We start from the raw sequence: 22,638 nt of genomic DNA on the forward strand, positions 1-22,638 counted from the left end.
GCGAGGAAGCATGGAGTTTTTTATGACGATGATTGCGCCGGAGCTGGTGATCGTGGGCGCGGTCATATTTCTGTTCGTCTATGGGGCCCGGTATAAAGACCCTGCCGATTAGCCGGAAAATTTGGCATGGCCTCCCGGATCGACTACAATAAAGGGCAAATGCAAGACCATCCGACGGCAGAAGGAAGAACGCTAAGAAGGATGGAAGATGAAAAGATGGAAGATGGATGAAAGAATGAAGGGAGGAAAATCCTCGGTATGCCGAGAACGCGCTACAACAACTTGGATAATGTGAGCACGGACAAAACATTGAAGCAGTTTAGGCAGTGGAGGGAAGAACGCCGCACCAAAAAGAAGGATTATTCCTATATTATTCCGAATTCGCCGCCCCAATTGGATTATTTGCTCGCCAACCGGGAGGAAGCATCGGTCACCTGGATCGGGCACTCCACTTTTTTCATACAGTATGAAGGGCTTAATATCGTGACCGACCCGGTATGGGCTAAGCGCATGGGCTTTCAGCGGCGGCTCGGTTCACCGGGACTGCCCATCGCAAAAGTACCGGACATCGACGTCATTCTCATCTCGCATTCGCACTACGACCATATGCATGTCTCTTCGATTCGCCGGCTTTACGGAAGCGGGACGCAGATCATAGCTCCTTCCGGCCTCGGGCGTAAAATGCTCCGCAAAGGCTTCCGGCGTACGATCGAGCTTAGCTGGTGGGAGCATGCGGAGATCGGTAACGCCAAAATCTCGTTCGTGCCGACGCAGCACTGGACGCGGCGGACGCCGTTCGACACGAACACGTCCCATTGGGGCGGCTATGTGCTGGAGCCGGCAGCGGGACCGGCGGCTCGGCGGGACGACGAGAAGCTGCCGCAGCAGCCGGTCATTTATTTTGCCGGAGACAGCGGGTATTTCCGCGGCTTCGCCGAGATCGGGAACCGCTTCGACATCGACGTGGCGCTGCTGCCCATCGGGGCGTATGAACCCGAATGGTTCATGACGAGCCAGCACACGACGCCGGAGGAAGCGCTGCAAGCGTTCGTCGACGTCAAGGCGAAGCTGATGGTGCCGATGCATTACGGCACCTTCCGGCTCGCCGACGACACGGCGCGCGAAGCGCTGGACCGCCTGGAGGCGGACCGGCGGAAGCGCGGGATCGCGGAGGACGCGATCCGGGTGCTGATGCACGGGGAGACGCTGCGGTTCCCGCAGCAGGCGTAAGAGAGCGCTGCGCCGCAGCACCCGGTGAGCGGATCAGCGGGCTTTGGCGGCCGCCGGGCGCGGCCTGCGCCTGCAAGTGCCGGCGGTCTGCGCTGCGCACCGCTGTCTGCTCCCGCCCGCACCGCCGAAAACACCCCCTCCGCCAATTTAACTGTATAACCTCCAGTTATTTTCGCGATTATCCGCCGATCTCCTTAAATAACTGGAAAACCTGCCGTTATTTCTTCCCTTTGAACGCAGTTTGGCGCAAACCGGAGAAAATAGCTGCATGTTTTCCAGTTAAATTGACAAGCTGGCTTAGTTTAGAAAAATTAACTGCAGGAAATACAGTTAATTTTTACGTGCTCAATACCGCAATTATTTTGTATAAATAAGCCGTCCGCCTGCGCCCCGAGACAAATTCGGGGCCGGTAGGACGGCCTTTTGCGTTTATTTTGAGGCGAATATGGCGGTTTCCGGCGCATTACGGGGCGATTTATGCTATAATATTGAGCCAGTAGTGACAACTCATAAAGGATGGGATTATTTAAATGATCAGCACAAACGGTGTAACGCTCCGCTACGGAAAACGGGCACTTTTCGAAGATGTAAATATAAAATTTACGCCGGGCAACTGCTACGGCCTGATCGGGGCCAACGGAGCGGGAAAATCGACGTTTCTTAAAATTTTGGCCGGGGACATCGAGCCGAACCAGGGCGAAGTCAGCATGACGCCGGGCGAACGGCTCGCCGTGCTGAAGCAGAACCATTACGAGTATGACGAGTATCCGGTGCTGGAAACCGTCATCATGGGCCACGGCCGTCTGTATTCGATCATGAAGGAGAAGGACGCGCTTTATGCCAAGGCCGATTTCTCGGAAGAGGACGGCATGCGCGCCGGTGAGCTGGAGGGCGAATTCGCCGAGCTGAACGGCTGGGATGCCGAACCGGATGCTGCGGCGCTTCTGATCGGCCTCGGGATTCCGCGCGATCTGCATGACAAGAAGATGGCGGAGCTCAGCGGCAACGAGAAGGTTCGCGTGCTCCTGGCGCAGGCGCTGTTCGGCCGTCCGAACAATCTGCTGCTTGACGAACCTACGAACCACTTGGACCTCGAATCGATCCAATGGCTCGAAAACTTCCTCATGGATTATGAAGGCACCGTCATCGTGGTATCCCATGACCGGCACTTCCTGAACAAGGTGTGTACGCATATCGCCGATATCGATTTCGGCAAAATCCAGATGTATGTAGGCAACTACGACTTCTGGTACGAGTCCAGCCAACTGGCGCTGCAAATGCAGCGGGACGCCAACAAGAAGAAGGAAGAGAAGATCAAGGAGCTGCAAGCCTTTATCCAACGCTTCTCGGCGAACGCCTCCAAATCGAAGCAGGCGACGTCCCGTAAGAAACAATTGGATAAAATTACGCTGGAGGATATCCGTCCTTCCAACCGTAAATACCCATTCCTGCACTTCAAAGCGGAGCGCGAGGCGGGCAAGCAGTTGCTTACCTTGGACGGCTTGACCAAGAGTGTCGAAGGCGAGAAGGTGCTGGACAACTTGAGCTTTGTCGTGAACAAAGGGGACAAAATTGCGTTCGTCGGCCCGAACTCTCTGCCGAAGACGACGCTGTTCCAGGTGCTCATGGGCGAGCTTGAGGCGGAAGCCGGCGAGTACAGCTGGGGCGTGACGACGTCGCAGGCTTATTTCCCGAAGGATAACTCAAGCTATTTTGACGGTGTGGAACTCAGTCTGGTCGATTGGCTCCGCCAGTATTCGAACGATCAGGACGAGACGTTCCTGCGCGGCTTCCTCGGCCGGATGCTGTTCTCCGGCGAAGAAGCGCTCAAGAAGGCGAGCGTGCTGTCCGGGGGCGAGAAGGTCCGCTGCATGCTGGCGAAAATGATGCTCAACGGCGCGAACGTGCTGCTGTTCGACGAGCCGACGAACCACCTCGACCTCGAATCCATCACGGCCCTGAACAACGGGCTGATTGATTTTGACGGGACGATTCTGTTTACGTCGCATGACCATCAGTTTATCCAAACGATCGCGAACCGGATTATCGAAATTACGCCAAACGGGGTCATCGACCGCGTCATGTCGTACGATGAATACCTGGAGAGCGAAGAAATTCAAAACCTGCGCAAGAGTATGTATCCCGAAGAAGCTTAATGTTTGCATTTCGCTTCGGCAAGCATAAATTGTTCATTTAATGAAACAAGCCGTGACCGTCCCTCGGACAGTCACGGCTTGTTTTATGCTTGAAAGGGGCTTTCTTACGATCCCCCGGTCCGCCGACGTTGGTTGTTCGGCTTTTTGTTGTTTTGGCTTTTCAGCATTTTGGTTTGTTGGACTCCGGCCGCACCCGGCTTGTTGGCGTTTTGCTGCTGCTGCTTCTTTTGCGCAAGCTTCTGGCGCATCGCTTCGGCCAGGTCGATTTTGCGGGGTTCATGGTTTTCCGTCATCAAGATCATCTCCTCAAAATTGAAGGGGGCTAGCCTTATTTTAAACGTTTTTAAATAAGCGTACAACGGGAATAATGAGCCTTGAGTTTTGCTTTTGCCCGGGGCAACACTGTTTCTCTAGACTTACACGGATTTCATTTGCTACGATGATGTAACGACTTTGAAATAACCTCTTTGCCGGGAGAGGTCCGGAGGTGCCTTGTTTGGATATTTACGAAGATATAAGAAAGGGAGAACGGGGAGCATGGGTTAGCATCACGGCCTATTTGCTGCTGTCCGCCTTTAAGCTGATTAGCGGTTACATATTTGCGTCCAGCGCGCTGCTTGCGGACGGATTCAATAATCTTACGGATATTGTTGCCTCGGTGGCGGTGCTGGTCGGGCTCCGGATTTCGCAGAAACCGCCGGATTCGGATCATGCTTACGGCCATTTCCGGGCCGAGACGATCGCTGCGCTGATCGCTTCGTTTATTATGGCGATGGTCGGCATCCAGGTTATTATCGCCGCGGTGCGCGGATTGATTGAAGGCAAACATGCGGAGCCAGATATTTTATCCGCCGTAGTGGCCCTGATCTGTGCGGTAGCGATGGCCGGCGTTTACTGGTATAACCGGAATTTGGCCAAGCAGATTAACAACCAGGCGCTGATGGCGGCAGCAAAAGACAATCTATCGGACGCCATGGTCAGTATCGGGGCGGCGGTCGGAATTATCGGAGCGCAGTTCGGGCTGCCCTGGCTCGACGGCGCCGCAGCGATTGCCGTAGGCTTGTTGATCTGCAAGACGGCCTGGGATATTTTCCGGGATTCCACGCACAATCTTACGGACGGATTCGACGAGAAAGAGCTTACCGGCCTGCGGAGTACGATCGCCCGCATCCAGGGCGTGGAGGGCATCCGGGATTTGAAGGCCCGCGTCCATGGCAATCATGTGCTGGTCGATGTCGTCATCGAAGTCGACCCCGAGCTATCCGTAATCGAAGCGCATGAGATTAGCGACCGGGTGGAGGAACGGATGAGAAAGAACCGGAATGTCATGCATGTCCATGTTCATGTGGAGCCGAAAGCGGACGAAGTCGGATCGCCGGTTTGACGAAATAATTTTTGCGGTACAAGCCCTTTGGCCCTATTTCCATTTAGGAAATAGGGCCCTATTTTTATTTTTAGGTAACTGGGTAAATTGTAACAACTTTGTAACCTTAACACGAAAATCGACGGATTTAGACAAAGTTCGACATGGGGTATAATGGGATCTAGTCCAGAGAAAGGGGGAACGGCACAGGAATCGCCTAAATTGACATCTAGAGCTACTCAAGGAGGTACATTAATGAAACGAAGTATGGCTGTTATGATTATGAGCGCTATGTTGCTTACTTCTTATACAACTGTGCAAGGGGAAGTGTCCGCCGCGGCCGCATCGGCCCAGTCCGCACTTACAGGACATATCGAGAATAGCGTGAATTTGCGGAGCAAGCCGTCGCTATCCGGCGGTGTGGTCGGCTTGGTTAAGAAAGGAACGACCGTAGCCGTTCTGGAGAAGACCAATGATTATTGGTACAAAATCCAAACTTCGGATGGCAAGACGGGATATGTCAGCGCTTCGGAGAAATATATATCCGTGAGCGGCGGAGTTTCGCAAAACCAAGGAGGACAAGGTACATCCGCCGTTGTCATTTACGGCGTAAACTTGCGCACTCAGCCTTCCGTCTCTTCGGGTAAAGTGGTGAAGATGCTCGGCAAGGGAACAAAGCTTACGATCCTGGAACAAAGCAACAGCTATTTCTATAAAGTTCGCACCGAAGACGGTCAAACGGGTTATGTAAGTACGTCCAGTAAATATTTGCAGATCGGCGGTACCGTGTCCAGCCCTGCGCCGTCGAATCCGGCGCCTGAACAGTCGGCTTCGATCAGCGAGCAGGTACAAAAGGTAATCCAAGCGGGGCTGAAATATCTTGGCACTCCGTACGAATTCGGTTCTAACCGCAATACGACCACCACCTTCGATTGCTCCGACTTCGTCCGTCAGGCTTACAAAGATGCGCTCGGGATCGTTCTGCCGGCCGACTCGCGCAAGCAAGGCACCTGGATTCGGAACAATGGTACGGCCGTTTACGATATCGGCAGTCTGAAGGCCGGCGATCTGGTCTTTTTCAGCAGCTATAAAGGTTCCTCGGCTTCGGCTTATGCAGGGATGAATCCGAACACGGAGCGCATTACCCATGTTGCTATTTATATGGGGGATGGCAAGATTCTGCAAACCTACTCCGTCAAATCGGGAGGAGTACGGGTTGACGATTTTGACGGCGCTTGGAAATATCGCTTCCTCTATGGAGGCAGCGTACTGAAATAATTTAATCCCGGCAATGGCTTCACCCTATTATGTAACAAAGATCGCTCCGCGAGATAAGGATGTCTTCCTTTTCCTGCGGGGCGATCTTGTTTAATATAAGTGAAAGATGATTTTTAGGGCATCCTCTTATAAATTAGAGGTAAGATGGAACATAACCCGGCAGGTAGATCCATGTCGTTCCGAGCCAAGTATAAATTTCCACCCAGTCGCCGACTATGGAGCCGGTAGGATGAACCATTTGAGGCGCCAGCGCACTGATTGCATCGCCTTGCGGAGCCCCGTAAATATAGGTGATTTCCAACAGCTCGATCGGGTTCGGGGCAATGACGACGTCTTCGGCTTCCACAATCGGTTCTTCCACTTCGGGAGCGACCACATCTTCGACAGGAGCCGCCGATGCTCCCGTAGCGAAAGCGGCGGAAAGAATAACGGCTGCGGAAAGAGTTGCAAGCTTTTTCATGATTTGTTTCCTCCTTAATAACGATTTGGAATGTGTTCGTATACATGTAATAAACAGTCAAGCAACTTAAGAATCATTTTCCAGTAAAAAATTTTAATGAAGTCCCGGAAAGGAGGGTTACGGTTATGGGGAAACGCAGGCTGGTTATCGGTTTCTTGCTTCTGGCGGTCGTTTTGTTTCTTGCTGCGGCTTTACTGTATATCCGTCCTGCCGAGAACCTGGATCTGCAATATTCCGATATTTCCTGGAAGGACAAGCTGCGTCATATGGCGGAGACCCGCAAAGCGGAACTCACGCTTTCGGAGCAGGAGCTCAATCAACTTGCAAAGCGGGAATTGAACGAATATATCGCCGAGCACACATTGCCGGTTCAAATCACGGGGGCCGAGTTTCATCTTAACGGAGAGCATCTCACGGCGGATCTCAACCTGGCTTGGGGGGCGCTTGATGCGGGAGTGGCGGCGGATTACCGTATGGAATACACCGGAGGAGGACTTACGCTGACCCCGGAGTCTTTGGCGGTGCGCAACTTGTCGCTGACGCCGGACGCGTTCGGCTTGGAGCCGATTGTGATTGACTTTGGAACATATCTTCCGGATATCGTTGAAGTGAAAGATATGAGCTTCCCGGGGAAATCGGTCAAGATGGAATTTGCGCTTGATTGGCTGGAAGTGGCGAGATATTTGGATCTATTATAATTCCTGCAAAATACAGTTTATCCGGTTCGAAAGTAAACCCCGGTCTTTGTGAAAGACCGGGGTTCTTAACAGGCAATGAGGCCAGCCCCGGCAACAACCGGGACCGGCCTCTTTTTTGTACCTTCAGGGCTTGGTTTAGTCCAACATTCCCAGGTGGATTATAATGATCGGCTTCTACCTGTGAAGAGAGAAATGATGAACAAGACGAGGAATATGAAGAACAGCACTTTGGCGATCGAGGCGGCGGCAGCCACAATATTGAAGAATCCGAATATCCCGGCGATCAGAGCGATGACCAGAAAGATCAACGACCATTTCAACATGAGAATCATCTTCCCTTCATAATAAATTATTGTATAGTGTAACTAGGAAGCCAAGAGTGAACCACCTTCGCTCGTAGCTTTCATTAACCCGGGCTTTTCGGCTTGAAACAGCAGCGATCTTCACGTAAGCGGAGCCTTGTTTCGGGCCCTATGGCTTAGGGTAACTATGAAATATCGAATGATTCGTACAGAAAGAGAGGGACGCGTATATGATCTGGGAACTAAGCGTTGCACTAATCGCCGTAGCATTTGCCGTACTCGTTATCTTCCTGATCAAAACGTTGAAGGCGGCCGAAAAATCACTGGACAAAACGACGCAAACTTTGCAGGAAGTCCAGAAAACGATCGACGAACTCAGTTACGAGGTAAAGAATGTAGTCCGGCAAGCCAACGATATCACCGGGGACTTGCAGCATAAAATGGAACAAATCGACCCGGTCCTTGAATCGGTAAAAAATGTGGGCGATGTCCTAAACGAGGTAACCCTGGCGGCCAAACAGGTGTCCACGGCTTTTATCGACCGGATCAAAAGCCAGCCAAAGCGTCATAGCACGGCGAGTGTCCAGCCGCAAAACGCCGCGGTTCAAGCGGCGAACGAGGCCGAATCGACCGCTTCGGGATATAAGACCGACGCGGCTGACAAGCCGGCGGGATGGGTCAAATGGGTGGACATCGCCGCCAGCGTATGGCAGAAATACCGTTCTTAACCGGAATGGTACATAGAGCACGGAAGAGATAAGGACTTAATGGATAATAAGCCGCCGGGCATTCGCAATCATCTGAAAGGGTGGGACTAATGATGAAAGCATTGCTGTTGCTGTTGGGACTTCTTTCTCCTTTGGCCGGAGAGATGCAGGCCGCTATCGACCTGCCGACGGAACCGGCGGCGCAGCCGGCCCTGTGGCGGATTCCGGCTCCCGCCCAAACGCCGGAGGAACAAAAGGCTCCGCCTTTGCGGTCCTTCGACTCCATGGGGGATATCTCCTTGAGCGATAATCTCGAAAGTGTGCTGAACAAAAAAGGGAAGCCGGATGCCGTCGAGAAGGACCCTTATACCGGCTTTACGGAATGCCGTTACGGCAAGCTGACGGTCGGGTTGTATGAAGGGGTCGTTTATTATGTGCATACCGGTTCATCTCCCGATAAGATCATCCTTAACGGCATTTCAATTCCGCTGGACAAGTTCTGGCTGCGTCATTTTCTCGGCGAGCCCGATTATGTGGCGGAAGACGGGGATGTTTACATGCGCGGTAATGCGGCTTTGAAAATATACAGGGACCCGTTGTCGGGTAAAATCACCGGTGCAGATCTCTTTGATGAAGCGGCATCCTAAGCCCATTAAATAAAAATATCAAAGTGTTTCACCCGCCGGTCGGGCGGGTAATAAACACTAGTATTACGCGTTGAATAACTATTCTAGGATAGGAGAGTGACGTCATGAGTACGATTGACAGCAAATCTTATGCCAAGGTAGTTCAAAACGGTGTACATGCCGTGGAAACGGTGAAGGAGCTGCATGCCGCCGGATATGCGGCTGAAGATATTTATGTGCTTGCCCATGACCAGGAGCGAAGCGACCGGATTGCCGACGCGGCCGACGCGAATGAGATTGGGCTGCAGGAAGAGGGCGTCTTTACGGCCATCGCCAATTTGTTCCGCTCCCGCGGCGATGAGCTGCGGGCCAAAATCGCTTCCCTGGGCTTCACGGAAAGCGAAGCCGCCTTCTATGAAAAAGAGCTGGATCTCGGTAAAGTGCTGGTCATCGCCAGAAAGCCGGATTGATCGTTGCAAAAGAGCCGGGTAAATTCAAATTATAGATAAGGAATGGGAGGGATATGCTCCCATTCCTTATCTATGTTTTTGGATGGTTGTGAAAACCTGCCTAAAGCAGCGGAATATTGCCAAATTTTATCGAGAAGGGTGAAAACATGTTATCCTAGTTAGCAAGGATGAATTATGGATTTCGCCATAATTTTAAGATGGTTTTAAGGAGAGTTCTATGAAAATACTAATCGTTGACGACAATCCGACAAACATCATTATAATCCGGGAAATTTTAAAGAAAGAAGATTATAGCGATACGGTAGAAGCGTCCTCAGCCCGGGGAATGTTCGAACGACTGGGAGTCTCAAGTCCCGGCGAACCGGCCGATCCGCCCGCCTCGGATATCGATCTTATCTTGCTGGATATGATGATGCCGGAGATGGACGGGATTGAAGCCTGTCGTCTGCTGCAGCAATACGATAATTTGAAGGATATTCCTATCATTATGGTCACCGCGGTGGGCGATTCCAAGAAGCTGGCCGAAGCGCTGGACGCGGGGGCGGTCGATTACGTCACCAAGCCGATCAACAAAGTGGAACTGATGGCGAGAATTCGCCTGGCCTTGCGCCTGAAGCAGGAGAAGGATTGGCATAAGGAGCGGGATCAGCGGATCCAGGAAGAATTAAAGCTGGCCGCGCTCATCCAAAACGCCGTGTTAAGTCCGCCGATTCATGACGCGCTTTTTGAAATTGACGCATTGTATAGACCGTCTTCCGAACTTGCGGGTGATTTGTATTCCTGGTATCCGCTCGGCGACGGAAGATACGGCATTATTTTGCTGGATATGATGGGTCACGGCATCTCCTCGTCTTTATTCTGCATGTTTATCGCCTCCGTTTTGAAAGACACCGTGAGTACGTATGTTGAACCGGAGAAAGTCATCCAGGAGCTAAACCGGAGATTCAATATGCTGTATATCGACAGCCAACTGGTTCAGTATTATTTTACGGCCATTTATCTGGTCGTGGACACCAAATACAAAAAGATCGACTACGTCAACGCAGGCCATCCTCCGGCGCTCTTTTACCATGGGGACGCTCCGGTAGCCCAGCTCAACGCGGTTTGCCCGCCTGTCGGGTTATTCGACAAAATCGAGGCTCAGACCCAGACAATATCCTACGAACAGGAGGGCCATCTTGTGCTTTATACCGACGGTTTGACCGAAGCGGTGGAAGGAACACAGGAAGAGCAATTGGATTGGCTGAAGCGGAAGCTGCACGGGGGCCATCTTTTTCAGAAGGAAGAGATGGAGCGTCTGCTGCTCGACGAAGCGTTATCCGCGGAACGGGAGGATGATAAATGCCTCGTATGGATCTCATTAAAAGGGGGAGAAAGCAAGGAATGAAGCTCCGAAGCAAACTGGTGATCGGATTCGGCTCGCTGATGGTTATCCTGCTGGCGCTGACTTTTACGAGTTACGATCGCCTTAAATATATGAAAGAAGAATTGGACAATATATACGTCAATAAATACGAAATTATCAAAAATGCGACCGCGATGCGCGGTGAATATAACGATCTCGCCCGGACTTTGACGAACATGCTGCAAGCCAGAGACGGCGATTATACTTCTTCGCATTTAGCCTCGCTGGAAACGATGAACGAGTCGGCTCTGGAATACTATGAATTAATCAAGAGCAGAATGTCCACTGCGGAGGAACAACGGATTATCAGCGAGACGGACAATGCTATCGGCGATTTCGCCGATTACAAGAATCGGGTCCTGAATCTGCTGAACGAAGGGGATTACGATACCGCCAACGAATACCGGTTATCGACCGGACAGAATGTGCAGGATGCGCTTCTGGACAAGCTCAACGATATGCGCGAGTTCTATAACGCCCAGATCGATGAGGCCGTGGCCATAGCGGGGGGAGCTTACGAAAGATCGATTCGCCTGATGGTGCTTACCATGACGATCGGATTACTGCTCGGCCTCGGAGTCGTGCTGTGGGTGCTGCCGAGCATCGCCCGCGGGCTGAATGCGGTCAATACGATGATGCGCCACTTCGGAAAGGACGAGCTGGCCGCCATTCAAGAAGTGCCCGTTCCGACCAAGGATGAAATCGGGGAAGCGGCCAGGGTATTCCGGGAGATGTCGGAAGATCTGCGGGAGAAGCAGGAGGCCGAACAAAAATATATGCAACTGCAGAACGACCAGAATTGGGTCTCCTCCAACCTGGCCCGGATTACAGAGCTGCTGCACGGAATCAATTCGCTGGAGCAGGTCTCGCAAATGTTTATCAGCGAGTTTACGCCCGTGCTTGGAGCGCACTATGGGGCAATGTATATCCGGTATGAGGACAGGAATCCGGACCGGCTCTATCTGGCGGGAACATACGCCGGCAACGGCGATATGAAGTCGGCGGAGTCGTTCCGCCTCGGCGAAGGGCTGATCGGACAATCCGCATTGGACAAGAAACCGATCTCCTTGCGGGAAGCGCCTAAAGATTACTTGACGGTCCGCTCCGCGCTCGGAGAATCGAAACCGGCCCATATTCTGATTTACCCGGTGACCTTTGAAGAGGAACTGCTTGGGGTCGTGGAGTTTGCCGGCTTTGACCCCTTCACTGGACTGGAAGAAAAGCTGCTGTCGGAATTATCGCTTAATTTGGGGATCATTCTGAACAATATAGCCCGCCGTCTGCGCGTGGAGGAGCTGCTCCGGGAATCGCAGGCTTTGACCGAGGAACTCCAGGTCCAATCGGAAGAACTGCAAACTCAGCAGGAAGAATTGCGCAGATCCAACGAAAGCATGGAGAAACAGACGGTGGCGCTGAAGCGCTCCGAAGAGCTGCTGCAGCGGCAGCAGGAGGAGCTGGAGCATTTCAACACTGAGCTGATCGCCAAGACCCGGGCTTTGGAAGAACAGGTCCAGGAGGTCGAGGAGAAGAACAACGAAATCGAAAAGACGAAGGCCGAACTGGAGCGGCATGCGGCGCAACTGGCGGTTACCAGCAAGTACAAATCGGAGTTTTTGGCCAATATGTCGCATGAACTGCGGACGCCGCTGAACAGCCTGCTGATACTTTCCCAGTTATTATATGAGAACAAAGAAAGCAATCTCACGGAAAAACAAATCGAATACGCGCACACGATTCATATGTCCGGCGCCGATCTGTTGAAGATGATCGACGAAATCCTCGACTTGTCCAAGGTCGATGCAGGCAAGATGGAAATCAACAAGGAAACGGTCGAGCTTAAGGATCTGCAAAGATTTGCCGAGCAAAATTTCGGCCCGGTTGCGCAGAGCGGAAATATCAAGCTGCGCATCGAGCTGGACGAGAATTTGCCGAAGCAGATCCAGACGGACGGCTACCGGGTGAAGCAGATCCTGCGCAACCTGATGTCCAATGCGTTCAAGTTTACAAGCCGGGGCGAGGTTTCGCTTCGCATCGGTACGGCCGCACAGGAGGAACTTCCCGAAGCGCTCGACAAATCCCGCGAATATTTGAAGCTGGACGTGCAGGATACCGGGATCGGCATTCCCGAAGACAAGATGGATATCATCTTCGAAGCGTTCCAGCAGGTCGACGGTACGACGAGCCGCAAATACGGCGGTACAGGGTTGGGCCTGTCGATCAGCCAGGGGCTGGCCGGGTTGCTCGGAGGTACGATTGCCGCCCGGTCCATCGTTGGCGAAGGCAGCCTCTTTACCCTGTATCTGCCGAAGGAAGCTCCGTCCGGGTTGTTCCTCGCCGATAAGGAGGCCGCTGCTTCCGCTGCCGCAGGCACGGCAAGCGCCCCTTATTTCGGCAAGAACGCGGCTTATACTCTTCCGGCGGAAGAGACGGCCGCCAAGGAAAGCCCGATCGAAGACGACCGCAACGAGCTTGAATCGGGGGACAAGGTCATGCTGATTATCGAGGATGACGTTCATTTCGCGAAAGTACTGCTGGATATGTCACGGAGTCACGGATTCAAGACATTGGTTGCCCTGCAAGGGGATATCGGCCTCAGACTGGCGAGGGAATATCTTCCGGACGCGATTATTCTCGACATTCAACTGCCGGTGATGGACGGCTGGTCCATCCTGAACGAACTGAAGAGCAGCGCCGAGACGAGACATATTCCGGTGCATGTCATTTCGGTGGTCGACGAGGCCAAGCAGGGGCTCATGATGGGGGCGATCGCCTATCTGCGCAAGCCTTCGACAAGAGAGCATCTGGAGCGGGCGTTCTCCCATATCGAATCGTTTACCGAGAAGAGCCTTAAGCATCTGCTGGTGGTGGAGGACGACGATGTTCAACGGAACTCCATCATCGAATTGATCGGCCATGACGACGTCGTGATTACTGCGGCTTCCACCGGCCGCGAAGCTCTCGAGGCCTTGAGCGAAAAGCATTACGATTGCATGGTGCTGGATTTGATCTTGAGCGATATCAGCGGTTTCGATTTGCTCGACCAAATCCGCGACGACGAGAATTTGAACGATTTGCCGATCATTATTTATACGGGCAAGGATCTCGATAAGCAGGAAGAGATGCGGCTGAGAAAATATGCCGAGTCGATCATCATTAAGGATGTCAAATCCCCCGAACGGCTGTTGGACGAAACGACGCTGTTCCTCCATCGGGTCGAAGCCGACCTGCCCGAGGACAAGCGGCGGATACTGCAAAAGCTGCACAATAAAGAAGAGCTATTTGAAGGCAAGAAAATATTGCTGGTGGATGACGATGTCAGAAACGTATTCGCCTTATCCAGCGTCCTTGAGGGCTACCGGATGAGCGTGGTGTACGCCGAAAACGGCAGAGAGGCGATCGATTATCTGAAAGAGCAAAACGACTTCGACATGGTGCTGATGGATATGATGATGCCGGAGATGGACGGTTACGAGGCGATGCGTCAAATCCGGCAAATGCCGCAGTACGCCAAGCTGCCGATTATCGCCCTGACCGCGAAAGCGATGAAAGACGACCGCTCGAAATGCATCGAAGCGGGGGCGTCCGACTATATCAAAAAACCGATTCAAACGGATCAATTATTATCGTTAATGCGAGTATGGCTGTATTCGTAAACAGACGGAAAGGGTAAAAAGTAATAAAGCGCCCCAGTTTAAATAATCGGAGTTGAACCTATGACAACCAGTGATTTTTCGGAATTAACGGATTTCGCGGATCAGGAATCCCCTGTCCAGCCGCCCGAAAGCGAGCGGGAGCTGCTGGAAATCGAGCTGCTGCTCGAAGGGGTTCACCGGCTCTACGGATATGATTTCCGCAATTATGCCCTTCCTTCGTTACGGAGACGAATATGGCATCAGGTGCATGCCGAACAGGTGACAACGATTTCCGGCCTGCAGGAGAAGGTGCTGCATGACCGCGCCTGCTTCGAGCGTCTGGTGTTCAGCCTGTCGATCCCGGTAACGGAGATGTTCCGGGACCCTCCTTTATTCCGGGCATTTCGCGAAAAGGTGGTCCCGATGCTCAGAACGTACCCGTATATCCGTATTTGGCATGCGGGTTGTTCCACCGGGGAGGAAGTCTATTCGATGGCGATTCTGCTCCATGAGGAAGGGCTTTACGATAAAGCGAGGATTTACGCTACGGATATGAACGGAAGATCCCTGCAAGTAGCCAAGGAAGGGGTCTTCGGGATTCAAAAAATGAAGCAGTACACCAAAAATTATCAGGAGGCGGGTGGAACCCGCTCGTTCTCTGAGTATTACACGGCGAAATATAATTCGGTCATTTTTCAGCCCTTTTTGCGCAAAAACATGATCTTTGCCGAACATAATCTGGCTACCGACCAATCGTTTAACGAATTCAATGTGATCTTTTGCCGGAATGTCATGATTTATTTCGACGAGACTTTAAGGAACCGGGTACATTCCCTGTTCCATGAAAGTCTGAGCCATTTCGGCGTACTGGTGCTGGGGGCGAAGGAATCCATTCATTTTACCGATTATTCCGATTGTTATGAGCCTCTGGATCGGGTGGAAAAGATTTATCGTAAGATCAAATGAAGGATAGCGGGAGGAAACCATGGAGGCCCAGGAACCGATTCATATCTTGCTGGTCGATGACCGCCCCGAGAACCTGATGGCCTTGGAAGCGGTTCTGGAAAGCGAACAATATATACTGGTCAAAGCGACTTCTGGAGAAGAAGCCCTGAGGTATTTGCTGAAGGACGAGTTTGCCGTGATCGTGCTTGACGTTCAAATGCCCGGCCTTGACGGGATCGAAACCGCGAAACTGATCAAGGCCCGGGATAAGACGAAGGATATTCCGATCATTTTTATATCCGCCAACAGCAAGGAGGCGGAGCATCTGTTCGCGGGATATTCCGCCGGGGCGATCGATTACATGGTAAAACCGTTTATTCCGCAAATTTTGAAATCAAAGATCGAAGGCTTTGTGGACATGTACTTAACCAATCAGCGGCTTAAGACTCAGAGCGCTTTGCTCCAGCAAAAAACGCTGGAACTCGAACGCATCAATGAAGAGCTGGTTAAAGCCAAAGAGGCTGCCGAAATCGCGGCGAAAGCCAAGACGGAATTTCTGGCCATGATGAGCCATGAAATTCGCACGCCGATGAACGGCGTTATCGGGATGATCGATTTGCTGTTGGAGACGGAACTGAAGGAAGAACAGAAGGATTATGCCGAAATTATCCGGGGCAGCGCCGATACCCTAGTTGCGATCATCAACGACATTCTCGATTTTACCAAAATGGAATCCGGCAAAATGGAGCTGGAAGAAAGCCCGTTCGAGCTGAGAGATGCGATCCAGGATGTGATCAATCTGTTCTCGCTCGATGCCGGCAGAAAGGGCCTTGAGCTTGTCCAGTTCATCGATGAACGGGTTCCGGCGGTGCTGTACGGGGATATGGCCCGGCTCCGGCAAGTGCTTATTAACCTGATCGCCAACGCCATGAAATTTACCGATCAGGGCGGAATCTATCTGATCGTGACCCGAAAGGAAGCGGAAGACGGAGAGGATATGCTTGAATTTACGGTGAAGGATACGGGCATCGGGATCGCCCCGGACAAAGTAAACCGCCTATTCAAGCCGTTCTCGCAGCTGGATTCGTCTATGACGCGGAAATACGGCGGCACCGGGCTGGGACTGGCGATCTGTCAGACCCTCGTCCATATGATGGGCGGGACGATCCGCGTTGAGCCTCTGGAAGAGAAAGGCGCTACGTTTGTCTTTACGATTAAGGCGAGATCCTGTGAAGAGGCCGCGGCCAAAGAGCCGGTCTTATGTCCGGAGGAACAGGACTTTCCCGGGCGGATCGGAAGCAAGGAGCGGATGCTGGTCGTCGATGATCATCCCGTCAACCAACGGCTGATGGTCAGCATGCTTAGAAAGCTGGGATACGAGCCCGAAATCGCCGAGGACGGGATGCAGGCGGTGAAGCTTGCCTCCCAGCGGTTCTATGACTTTATTTTCATGGATTTGCAGATGCCTGTAATGGACGGTTTGGAGGCGACGAGGCAAATTCGGGAATTCCAGCGGAAGAACGAAGGCGGACCGAAGATTATCGCGATGACGGCCAATGTAATGGACGGGATCAAGGCGAAATGCCTGGAAGCGGGGATGGACGGTTATATCAGCAAACCGTTGAAATTGAGTTCAGTCAAGTCATTAATATCCAAATATACCAATCATATTATCGCAAAAACTTCGATCCGCTGATTCAGACGCAGCTGTGGCGGGTTATTTAAGACTATAGAATTCTTAGTTTTCAGCGGAGCTGAACCATTCTATAGCCGCAAGAAATACGTCGATAGACGTTTTTCTTATAAAGAAAACATTATTTCAGGAGAGAGTGTCTATGAATACAAATAAGAACGAAAAGTTTACCGCTACGTCGCAAGTGGAGGACGGTACATGCACAGTATTTTTACGCGGTGAGTTGGACTTGTCCGTCGCTCCTGATTTTCGCCAGGTGATGGAGCCTTTGGCTCTCAACGACAAGCAGGACCTGGTGATCAATCTGAAAGATCTGAAATATATCGATAGCACCGGCATCGGCATTTTGCTGTCGATCCTGAAAACAAGGCACGGCATGAAGGCCGATTTCCTGGTGCAGGAAGTGCCGGAGCAAATTCAAAAGCTGTTCGACATGACCGGAATTGCGAAGTTTTTTGCCACACAGGAGAACTCCCAATAGGAAAGGATAGAGTAACAATGATTGAGGAAGTACAGAAAGTCGTAGTCAGTTTGCCGGCAACTGCGGAGTACGTCGATATAGTCAGGTTGAATTTATACGGGATAGCTTCCATGATGGGTTTCTCCTATGAAGAGATCGAAGACATGAAGGTGGCCGTCTCCGAGGCATGCAACAATTCGGTCTTGTATGCGTACAAAGACAGCGATGGAACGATGGAGGTTACCTTTGAAATCATCGGCGACGCCTTGTCCATTTCGGTCAGAGATGAAGGGGAGAGCTTTGACGCGTGGGGAATGGCCGGTGAACGCGCCGGATTGCACGATAAGGATTTGAATGATGCCCCGATCGGCGGGCTTGGCTTCTATCTCATGGAGGCGCTGATGGATGAGGTTCGCGTCGAGAATGAAGCCGGAAAAGGGACGAAGGTGGTCATGTTACGTCGCTTGGTGAAGAGCGAGGAGAAAGTATGACGGATAAATTGACTCCCCCCGAGTCTTTAAATGAATCCACCAGATTAATCTGGGAATACCAGCAAACCAAGGACAACGAGATCGCCACCGTCCTGATTCAGAAATACGAGCCGATGGTTAAAATGGCGGCGGGCAAAATCGCCCGCAACCGGCCCGATCTGTACGAGGATTTGTACCAGGTCGGACAAATGGCTCTGATCCGCTTGCTCCAGCAGTACGATATCGAAATGGGGATCCCCTTCGAGCCCTATGCGATGAAGAGCATGATCGGCCATATGAAAAACTTCCTGCGGGACAAGTCCTGGTATATCCAGGTTCCGCGACGGATCAAGGAGAAGGGGGCCCTGGTGCAGCATGCGATCGACGATTTGACCGTAAAGCTCGAGCGCTCGCCCGATGTCAAGGAAATCGCCGATTACCTCGAGCTGTCCGTGGAAGAAACGGTCGAAGTGCTGGCCGGGAGAGAATGCTACCACTATGTTTCCCTCGACTCCCCTTTATCCCAAGAGGAAAGTGCCGCAACGCTGGGCGAGCTGATCAGCTCGGATGCGGACGATTATGACACCGTTGAGAAGCGGATGGATTTGCAAAAGGCGCTCAGCCAGCTTAAGGATCAGGAGCAGCAGGTGCTTCTGCTCGCCTTCCAGGAGGGCCAATCCCAGCGCGCGATTGCGCAAAAGCTGGGCGTGTCCCAAATGAGCGTATCCCGGATTCAAAAGCGGGCGACCGAGAAGCTGAAGCAGATCATGTCCAATTCCAATTCAATGTAACAAGACTAAACCACAACTAATTCGTTCGAAGGAGCATGGTTCCATGGATGACAGGAGAACAACGGCGGTCAGGCAAAGCCGCCAAGGCTGGTCCTGGATCGATCTTACAGTCGACCGATGGGACAGTCCCGAAGTCCGGCGCTTATACAGCGATCATCCCTGCGTAAAGGAATGGCTGGACATGCTTCCTGAGGCAGAAACCAATTATTTATCCGTCAGATTTCCGGATGGCAGGGAGCCGATCCTTTTCGGCTCCCTGCTTTATTCTGCCCGGGAAGAGATCAAGAACGGGGCCGGAGACTGCGTGCTGATGCATTTCTTTGTCGGCAAGGAGATTTTGGTCACGATCAATCTGGACGACGACACCTTTAAAGTACTGGAGCAACCCGAGCATAAAGAGATGCTGCTATCCTACCCGCGGCCCATCGACGGCATGTTTGTGATTATGCGGGCCATCCTTCATTATTTTCATACCGGTATGGACCGGTTTGAGCGCAAGCTTAGACGAGTGGAAGAGATCATGAAGAAGCGCAACCGGAAAAACCTCATGGATCAAATCCTGAACGCCCGCTTTGAGCTTTTGTATTGGTCCAATCTGTTTATTCCGTTTCTGGAGCTGGTCACGGCGGCCAGGGAGGCTTACCTGGAGGGGATGGACGAGAGCGTGCCCTTCAAGCGCTTTCTGCACCGGGCGGAACGGATGAGCGGGCTCTTCGACCACTATGAAAAAGAAATCGACACCTTAATATCGATCGACGACGCCGTTTCGGCATTCCGCGGCAATGATATCATGAAGACCCTGACGATCCTTACCGCGGTGTTTACCCCCGCGACCGTCATCGGCGCGGTATGGGGAATGAATTTCGATTTCCTGCCTTGGGTAAACGAGGGGTTCGTCGGCTTCCTGTTTATCACCGCGCTGATTTTGTTCGTGACAGCCGGGTTTTATTTCTGGATTAAAGCGAAGGGCTGGACTGGAGATCTGCTGGAGGTGGATGAGGAGGATTCCAATCTGTAGCCGGGTTCCAGCAAAAAACCTGAACGGTTTGATTTAACCGTTCAGGTTTTTTGGGTTTGTCTTGTTTATTGCTCCGGGTCCGATTGGAGTCCGCGCTTGCGGTCTTCGCTGCCGGTCGCCATGTCCTCCATATCCTCACCGAGCTGACGCAAGTCCTCCATGTCATTGACCATGGAACCGTTCTCCGCGGCGGAGATTTCCTTATGTTCCGGATACTCGCCCTCACGGGCTTCGCGGATTTGCTTCTCCACGTATTTCTGCTGCTCCTCTTCCGGATCTTTGTGAATCATCCTATACCACACCCTTCATGTTGGCTGTGATCTTAGTTTTCCATCAAGGCTGGGATTGAATGTAATCCTGCAGACTTTTAATATAGTCGCCCACCATCGGCAAATCGACGAACAGGCTGAGGACCCAGCCGAGCAAGCCCAGAATCACGAAGGTGCCGACGCTCAATCCGAGCCCGCGGGAAAGACCGGCCATGAAGTTGGTGACCACGCGTTTTTTCGGATTCGTATAGTTTTCCAAAATATCTTTGAAATCCGCCTTCTCCAGCATGTCGGCAATGCTGTCGAGTCTGCCGTTCAGCCGCTTCACTTCATGCCTCAATTCAAAAGGATGTTCCTTTGTATCGTAAGGATTCAAGCGAGCCATAAGCGCTTCCTCCTCGATTTGTTACATCGATCCGATTTCCCGCTTTGTTTCGTCCGATGTCTTTTTCAGCTCATCCTTCACGTCATCCGCCTTCTTGCTTGTTTCCTTGGCGATCTCCCCGGCTCCTTGCTTGATCTCACCGGATACGTCGGCCGAAGCCTCCTTTACGCTGGATACGATGCTTCCGGCGCTTTCGCCGACGGTTTTGGCCAAATCCGTGGTTTTGGACACCACATTCTTGGCCAGCTCGGCCCCCTTTTCATAGGTGGTCGCGGCAAGTTCCTTGGATTTGTCCGTGGCGACGCTGAGTTTATCGGATAGATCGCTGCGCAGCTCCCGGCCCGGTTTAGGGGCATACAGCAGCGCGGCCGCGGCGCCGAGCAGCGCTCCAATCACCAGCCCTTTCGTAAACGTGCCGCCGCTTTGCACCGGATGTTCCGTTTCCGCTTTATTCATAATCCATCGCTCCTCGTATCATATGTTTTGTAGCCAACTTCTAAAGGATTTCCAGTCCCTTAGGGGACTGGAGCGAGCCTTTAAAATTTCCAGCTTGTTGTTCTTTGAAAAATGAATATTGGGACTGGACTTTTCGGGATGCCCCTAGAAAATATTCCTTAGGGATCATTCGGGGAAACTCTTTTCACTCCTGTAGCACCGTCTACATAAAAAGTCTGTTTCCCTGGCGTCTCGTTTGAACTTCTTACCCGCTGGCTGTTCCCTTCGGCAACCCACGCTCGAAGATAGCAGCTTCGAGGCAGCTCGTGGATCGAAGGATGTTCTCATATGCGAGGGTGATTGAGCTGCGAGCGCGCTAGGGGCATGCCGAAAAGTCCAGTCCCTGAATCCCACACGAAAGGAGGAATTCCATTGAAGCTATTTGTCGGTATTGACGTGAGCTCCAAAGATTTAAAGGTCTGCATGATGAACGGCGAAGGCGACACGCTTCAGTCGTTCACCGTGGACAATAACCTGGAAGGCGCTTCGCACCTACGCGATCAAATCGTCGCTGTTGCGGACAAGCTGCCCTCCAAAGAGATTCATATCGGCCTTGAAGCGACTTCCGTGTACAGTTGGCATCTTGCCATGTTTCTTCACGAAGATGAAGCGCTTCAGAAGCGGAAAGCCAAAGTGTTTACGATCAACCCAAAGCTCATCACGAAGTTTAAAGAAGCGTATGTCGACCTCGATAAGAACGATCACATTGACGCTTGGCTCATTGCAGATCGTCTTCGTTTCGGCCGTCTGCCGATGACCATGGTGATGCAGGAGCAGTACATCGCTCTCCAGCGTCTAACCCGAATGAGGTTCCACCTCGTTCATAATCTGACGCGAGAGAAGCAGTACTTCTTGACGAACCTGTTTTACAAGTGCAGCGCCTTTACCTCCGAAGTCGACAGCTCTGTCTTCGGTCATGCAATAACGGAACTCCTGCTCGAAAAGTATAGCCTTGACGAGATCGTCGCTATGGACGTGGCGGATCTTGCAGATTACCTCAAGGACCACGGGAAGAATCGCTTCCCTGATCCAGAGCGAGTCGCCAAATGCATCCAGAAGGCTGCCAGAGCGTCTTACCGCCTCTCTAAGGTGGTTGAGGATTCTATCGATCTCATTCTCGGTACATCGATCCAGTCGATCCGCAGCATCCAGGCGCAGATCAAGGAACTCGATCAGGCCATTGAGCGCATCCTGAGCGGAATCCCAAATACATTGCAGACGATCCCGGGCATCGGTCCCGTGTACGCCGCCGGCATTCTCTCGGAGATCGGCGACATTACACGATTTGACGACCAGGCCGCTCTTGCCAAATACGCCGGTCTCGTCTGGCGTAAGCATCAATCCGGTGCGTTCGACGCAGAGGATACGAAACGCATTAAATCCGGCAACCGATTCCTTCGCTATTACCTTGTTGAAGCTGCCAACTCGGTGAAGAACCGCGATCCGGAATTCGGCGATTACTACCGGAAGAAATACAAGGAAGTACCTAAGCACCAACACAAACGCGCCCTCGTCTTAACGGCAAGAAAACTTGTGCGGCTGGTCGATGTGCTGCTACGCAACGACCAAATTTACACGCCTCGAAGGAAGGTGAATGCGGCTAAGGATTGACCGCCTCCTTTAGCTGAATCCCTACGGTAATTCCCAGTTATTTTTTGGTAAATACTCGCCATTTTCAACTGGGTTAGTTTCGTGATGCCTTTTTTCCTGACTCGTAGGAGGTTACCCTCAAAACTTTTTCCAATTTACACGAATCAGGGACTTGACATCATACCGCTGGACTTT

Annotated in this window: 24 protein-coding genes; 18 read left to right on the forward strand and 6 right to left on the reverse strand. The window is 52.1% G+C overall.

The features are described 5' to 3' along the window. Positions 1-10 precede the first annotated feature (10 nt). The 3 genes from cydS to V3851_RS17025 all read left to right on the forward strand — a co-directional run bounded on the left by cydS (position 11) and on the right by V3851_RS17025 (position 3,386). Positions 11-112: a cytochrome bd oxidase small subunit CydS family protein gene (gene cydS / locus V3851_RS27000; RefSeq protein WP_414859331.1), complete on the forward strand. Its 102-nt coding sequence runs from the start codon at positions 11-13 to the stop codon at positions 110-112. 146 nt (positions 113-258) lie between these two features. Beyond that, entirely contained in the window at positions 259-1,230 is a 972-nt protein-coding gene (locus V3851_RS17020) for an MBL fold metallo-hydrolase (protein WP_331847751.1), read from the forward strand. Between the two features lie 530 nt (positions 1,231-1,760). Next, positions 1,761-3,386: an ABC-F family ATP-binding cassette domain-containing protein gene (locus V3851_RS17025; RefSeq protein ID WP_331847752.1), complete on the forward strand. Its 1,626-nt coding sequence runs from the start codon at positions 1,761-1,763 to the stop codon at positions 3,384-3,386. Between the two features lie 104 nt (positions 3,387-3,490). Here the strand turns inward: V3851_RS17025 and V3851_RS17030 are convergent, their stop codons facing one another. Beyond that, positions 3,491-3,679 (reverse strand): hypothetical protein, encoded by a 189-nt coding sequence (locus V3851_RS17030; protein ID WP_331847753.1) that lies wholly within the window; start codon positions 3,677-3,679, stop codon positions 3,491-3,493. 203 nt (positions 3,680-3,882) lie between these two features. Between V3851_RS17030 and V3851_RS17035 the strand changes: the two genes are divergently transcribed. Further along, complete coding sequence (locus tag V3851_RS17035; protein WP_331847754.1) at positions 3,883-4,770, forward strand: cation diffusion facilitator family transporter; 888 nt, start codon at positions 3,883-3,885, stop codon at positions 4,768-4,770. Positions 4,771-5,004: 234 nt separating this feature from the next. Beyond that, positions 5,005-6,027: a C40 family peptidase gene (locus tag V3851_RS17040; RefSeq protein WP_331847755.1), complete on the forward strand. Its 1,023-nt coding sequence runs from the start codon at positions 5,005-5,007 to the stop codon at positions 6,025-6,027. Positions 6,028-6,160: 133 nt separating this feature from the next. Here V3851_RS17040 and V3851_RS17045 read toward each other — a convergent pair whose 3' ends face one another. Further along, entirely contained in the window at positions 6,161-6,487 is a 327-nt protein-coding gene (locus tag V3851_RS17045; RefSeq protein WP_331847756.1) for a hypothetical protein, read from the reverse strand. A 125-nt stretch (positions 6,488-6,612) separates the two neighbouring features. Between V3851_RS17045 and V3851_RS17050 the strand changes: the two genes are divergently transcribed. Then, a complete protein-coding gene (locus tag V3851_RS17050; RefSeq protein WP_331847757.1) occupies positions 6,613-7,185 on the forward strand; it encodes a hypothetical protein in 573 nt (190 codons plus the stop codon). Positions 7,186-7,343: 158 nt separating this feature from the next. Here V3851_RS17050 and V3851_RS17055 read toward each other — a convergent pair whose 3' ends face one another. Next, positions 7,344-7,508 (reverse strand): DUF1328 domain-containing protein, encoded by a 165-nt coding sequence (locus tag V3851_RS17055; RefSeq protein ID WP_331847758.1) that lies wholly within the window; start codon positions 7,506-7,508, stop codon positions 7,344-7,346. A 209-nt stretch (positions 7,509-7,717) separates the two neighbouring features. Here V3851_RS17055 and V3851_RS17060 point away from each other — a divergent pair, with 209 nt between their 5' ends. The 11 genes from V3851_RS17060 (at position 7,718) to V3851_RS17110 (ending at position 19,704) form a co-directional block, all read left to right on the forward strand. Further along, entirely contained in the window at positions 7,718-8,215 is a 498-nt protein-coding gene (locus V3851_RS17060) for a DUF948 domain-containing protein (protein ID WP_331847759.1), read from the forward strand. A 92-nt stretch (positions 8,216-8,307) separates the two neighbouring features. Then, the gene (locus tag V3851_RS17065; RefSeq protein ID WP_331847760.1) at positions 8,308-8,841 is read left to right on the forward strand and encodes a hypothetical protein; all 534 of its coding nucleotides are present in this window, start codon (positions 8,308-8,310) and stop codon (positions 8,839-8,841) included. A 104-nt stretch (positions 8,842-8,945) separates the two neighbouring features. Continuing rightward, entirely contained in the window at positions 8,946-9,290 is a 345-nt protein-coding gene (locus V3851_RS17070; RefSeq protein WP_331847761.1) for a YflT domain-containing protein, read from the forward strand. 217 nt (positions 9,291-9,507) lie between these two features. After that, the gene (locus V3851_RS17075; RefSeq protein WP_331847762.1) at positions 9,508-10,677 is read left to right on the forward strand and encodes a PP2C family protein-serine/threonine phosphatase; all 1,170 of its coding nucleotides are present in this window, start codon (positions 9,508-9,510) and stop codon (positions 10,675-10,677) included. After that, a complete protein-coding gene (locus V3851_RS17080; RefSeq protein WP_331847763.1) occupies positions 10,674-14,348 on the forward strand; it encodes a response regulator in 3,675 nt (1,224 codons plus the stop codon). Before V3851_RS17075 ends, V3851_RS17080 begins: the two co-directional genes overlap by 4 nt. A 60-nt stretch (positions 14,349-14,408) precedes the next feature. Next, a complete protein-coding gene (locus V3851_RS17085; RefSeq protein ID WP_331847764.1) occupies positions 14,409-15,293 on the forward strand; it encodes a CheR family methyltransferase in 885 nt (294 codons plus the stop codon). Between the two features lie 19 nt (positions 15,294-15,312). Next, positions 15,313-16,968 (forward strand): response regulator, encoded by a 1,656-nt coding sequence (locus tag V3851_RS17090; RefSeq protein ID WP_331847765.1) that lies wholly within the window; start codon positions 15,313-15,315, stop codon positions 16,966-16,968. Between the two features lie 139 nt (positions 16,969-17,107). Beyond that, a complete protein-coding gene (locus V3851_RS17095; RefSeq protein ID WP_331847766.1) occupies positions 17,108-17,446 on the forward strand; it encodes an STAS domain-containing protein in 339 nt (112 codons plus the stop codon). Positions 17,447-17,463: 17 nt separating this feature from the next. Further along, positions 17,464-17,916: an anti-sigma B factor RsbW gene (rsbW, locus tag V3851_RS17100; RefSeq protein WP_331847767.1), complete on the forward strand. Its 453-nt coding sequence runs from the start codon at positions 17,464-17,466 to the stop codon at positions 17,914-17,916. Further along, positions 17,913-18,686 carry a sigma-70 family RNA polymerase sigma factor gene (locus tag V3851_RS17105; protein ID WP_331847768.1) on the forward strand — a complete coding sequence of 258 codons (774 nt, stop codon included), beginning with the start codon at positions 17,913-17,915 and terminating at the stop codon, positions 18,684-18,686. Before rsbW ends, V3851_RS17105 begins: the two co-directional genes overlap by 4 nt. A 43-nt stretch (positions 18,687-18,729) precedes the next feature. Continuing rightward, positions 18,730-19,704, forward strand: coding sequence for a magnesium transporter CorA family protein (locus tag V3851_RS17110; protein WP_331847769.1), 975 nt, complete (start codon positions 18,730-18,732; stop codon positions 19,702-19,704). A 65-nt stretch (positions 19,705-19,769) separates the two neighbouring features. Here V3851_RS17110 and V3851_RS17115 read toward each other — a convergent pair whose 3' ends face one another. Genes V3851_RS17115 through V3851_RS17125 form a run of 3 tightly spaced genes read right to left on the reverse strand, consistent with a single transcriptional unit; the run spans position 19,770 to position 20,814 of the window. Beyond that, positions 19,770-19,994, reverse strand: coding sequence for a hypothetical protein (locus V3851_RS17115; protein WP_331847770.1), 225 nt, complete (start codon positions 19,992-19,994; stop codon positions 19,770-19,772). Positions 19,995-20,037: 43 nt separating this feature from the next. After that, on the reverse strand, positions 20,038-20,358 hold the full coding sequence (locus V3851_RS17120; protein ID WP_331847771.1) for a DUF5665 domain-containing protein: 321 nt from the start codon (positions 20,356-20,358) through the stop codon (positions 20,038-20,040). 21 nt (positions 20,359-20,379) lie between these two features. Next, complete coding sequence (locus V3851_RS17125; RefSeq protein ID WP_331847772.1) at positions 20,380-20,814, reverse strand: YtxH domain-containing protein; 435 nt, start codon at positions 20,812-20,814, stop codon at positions 20,380-20,382. A 411-nt stretch (positions 20,815-21,225) separates the two neighbouring features. Here V3851_RS17125 and V3851_RS17130 point away from each other — a divergent pair, with 411 nt between their 5' ends. Next, positions 21,226-22,464: an IS110 family RNA-guided transposase gene (locus V3851_RS17130; RefSeq protein WP_331845814.1), complete on the forward strand. Its 1,239-nt coding sequence runs from the start codon at positions 21,226-21,228 to the stop codon at positions 22,462-22,464. The last annotated feature ends 174 nt before the right edge of the window (positions 22,465-22,638 follow it).

Source organism: Paenibacillus haidiansis, from assembly GCF_036553665.1.
Taxonomy (GTDB): domain Bacteria; phylum Bacillota; class Bacilli; order Paenibacillales; family Paenibacillaceae; genus Fontibacillus; species Fontibacillus haidiansis.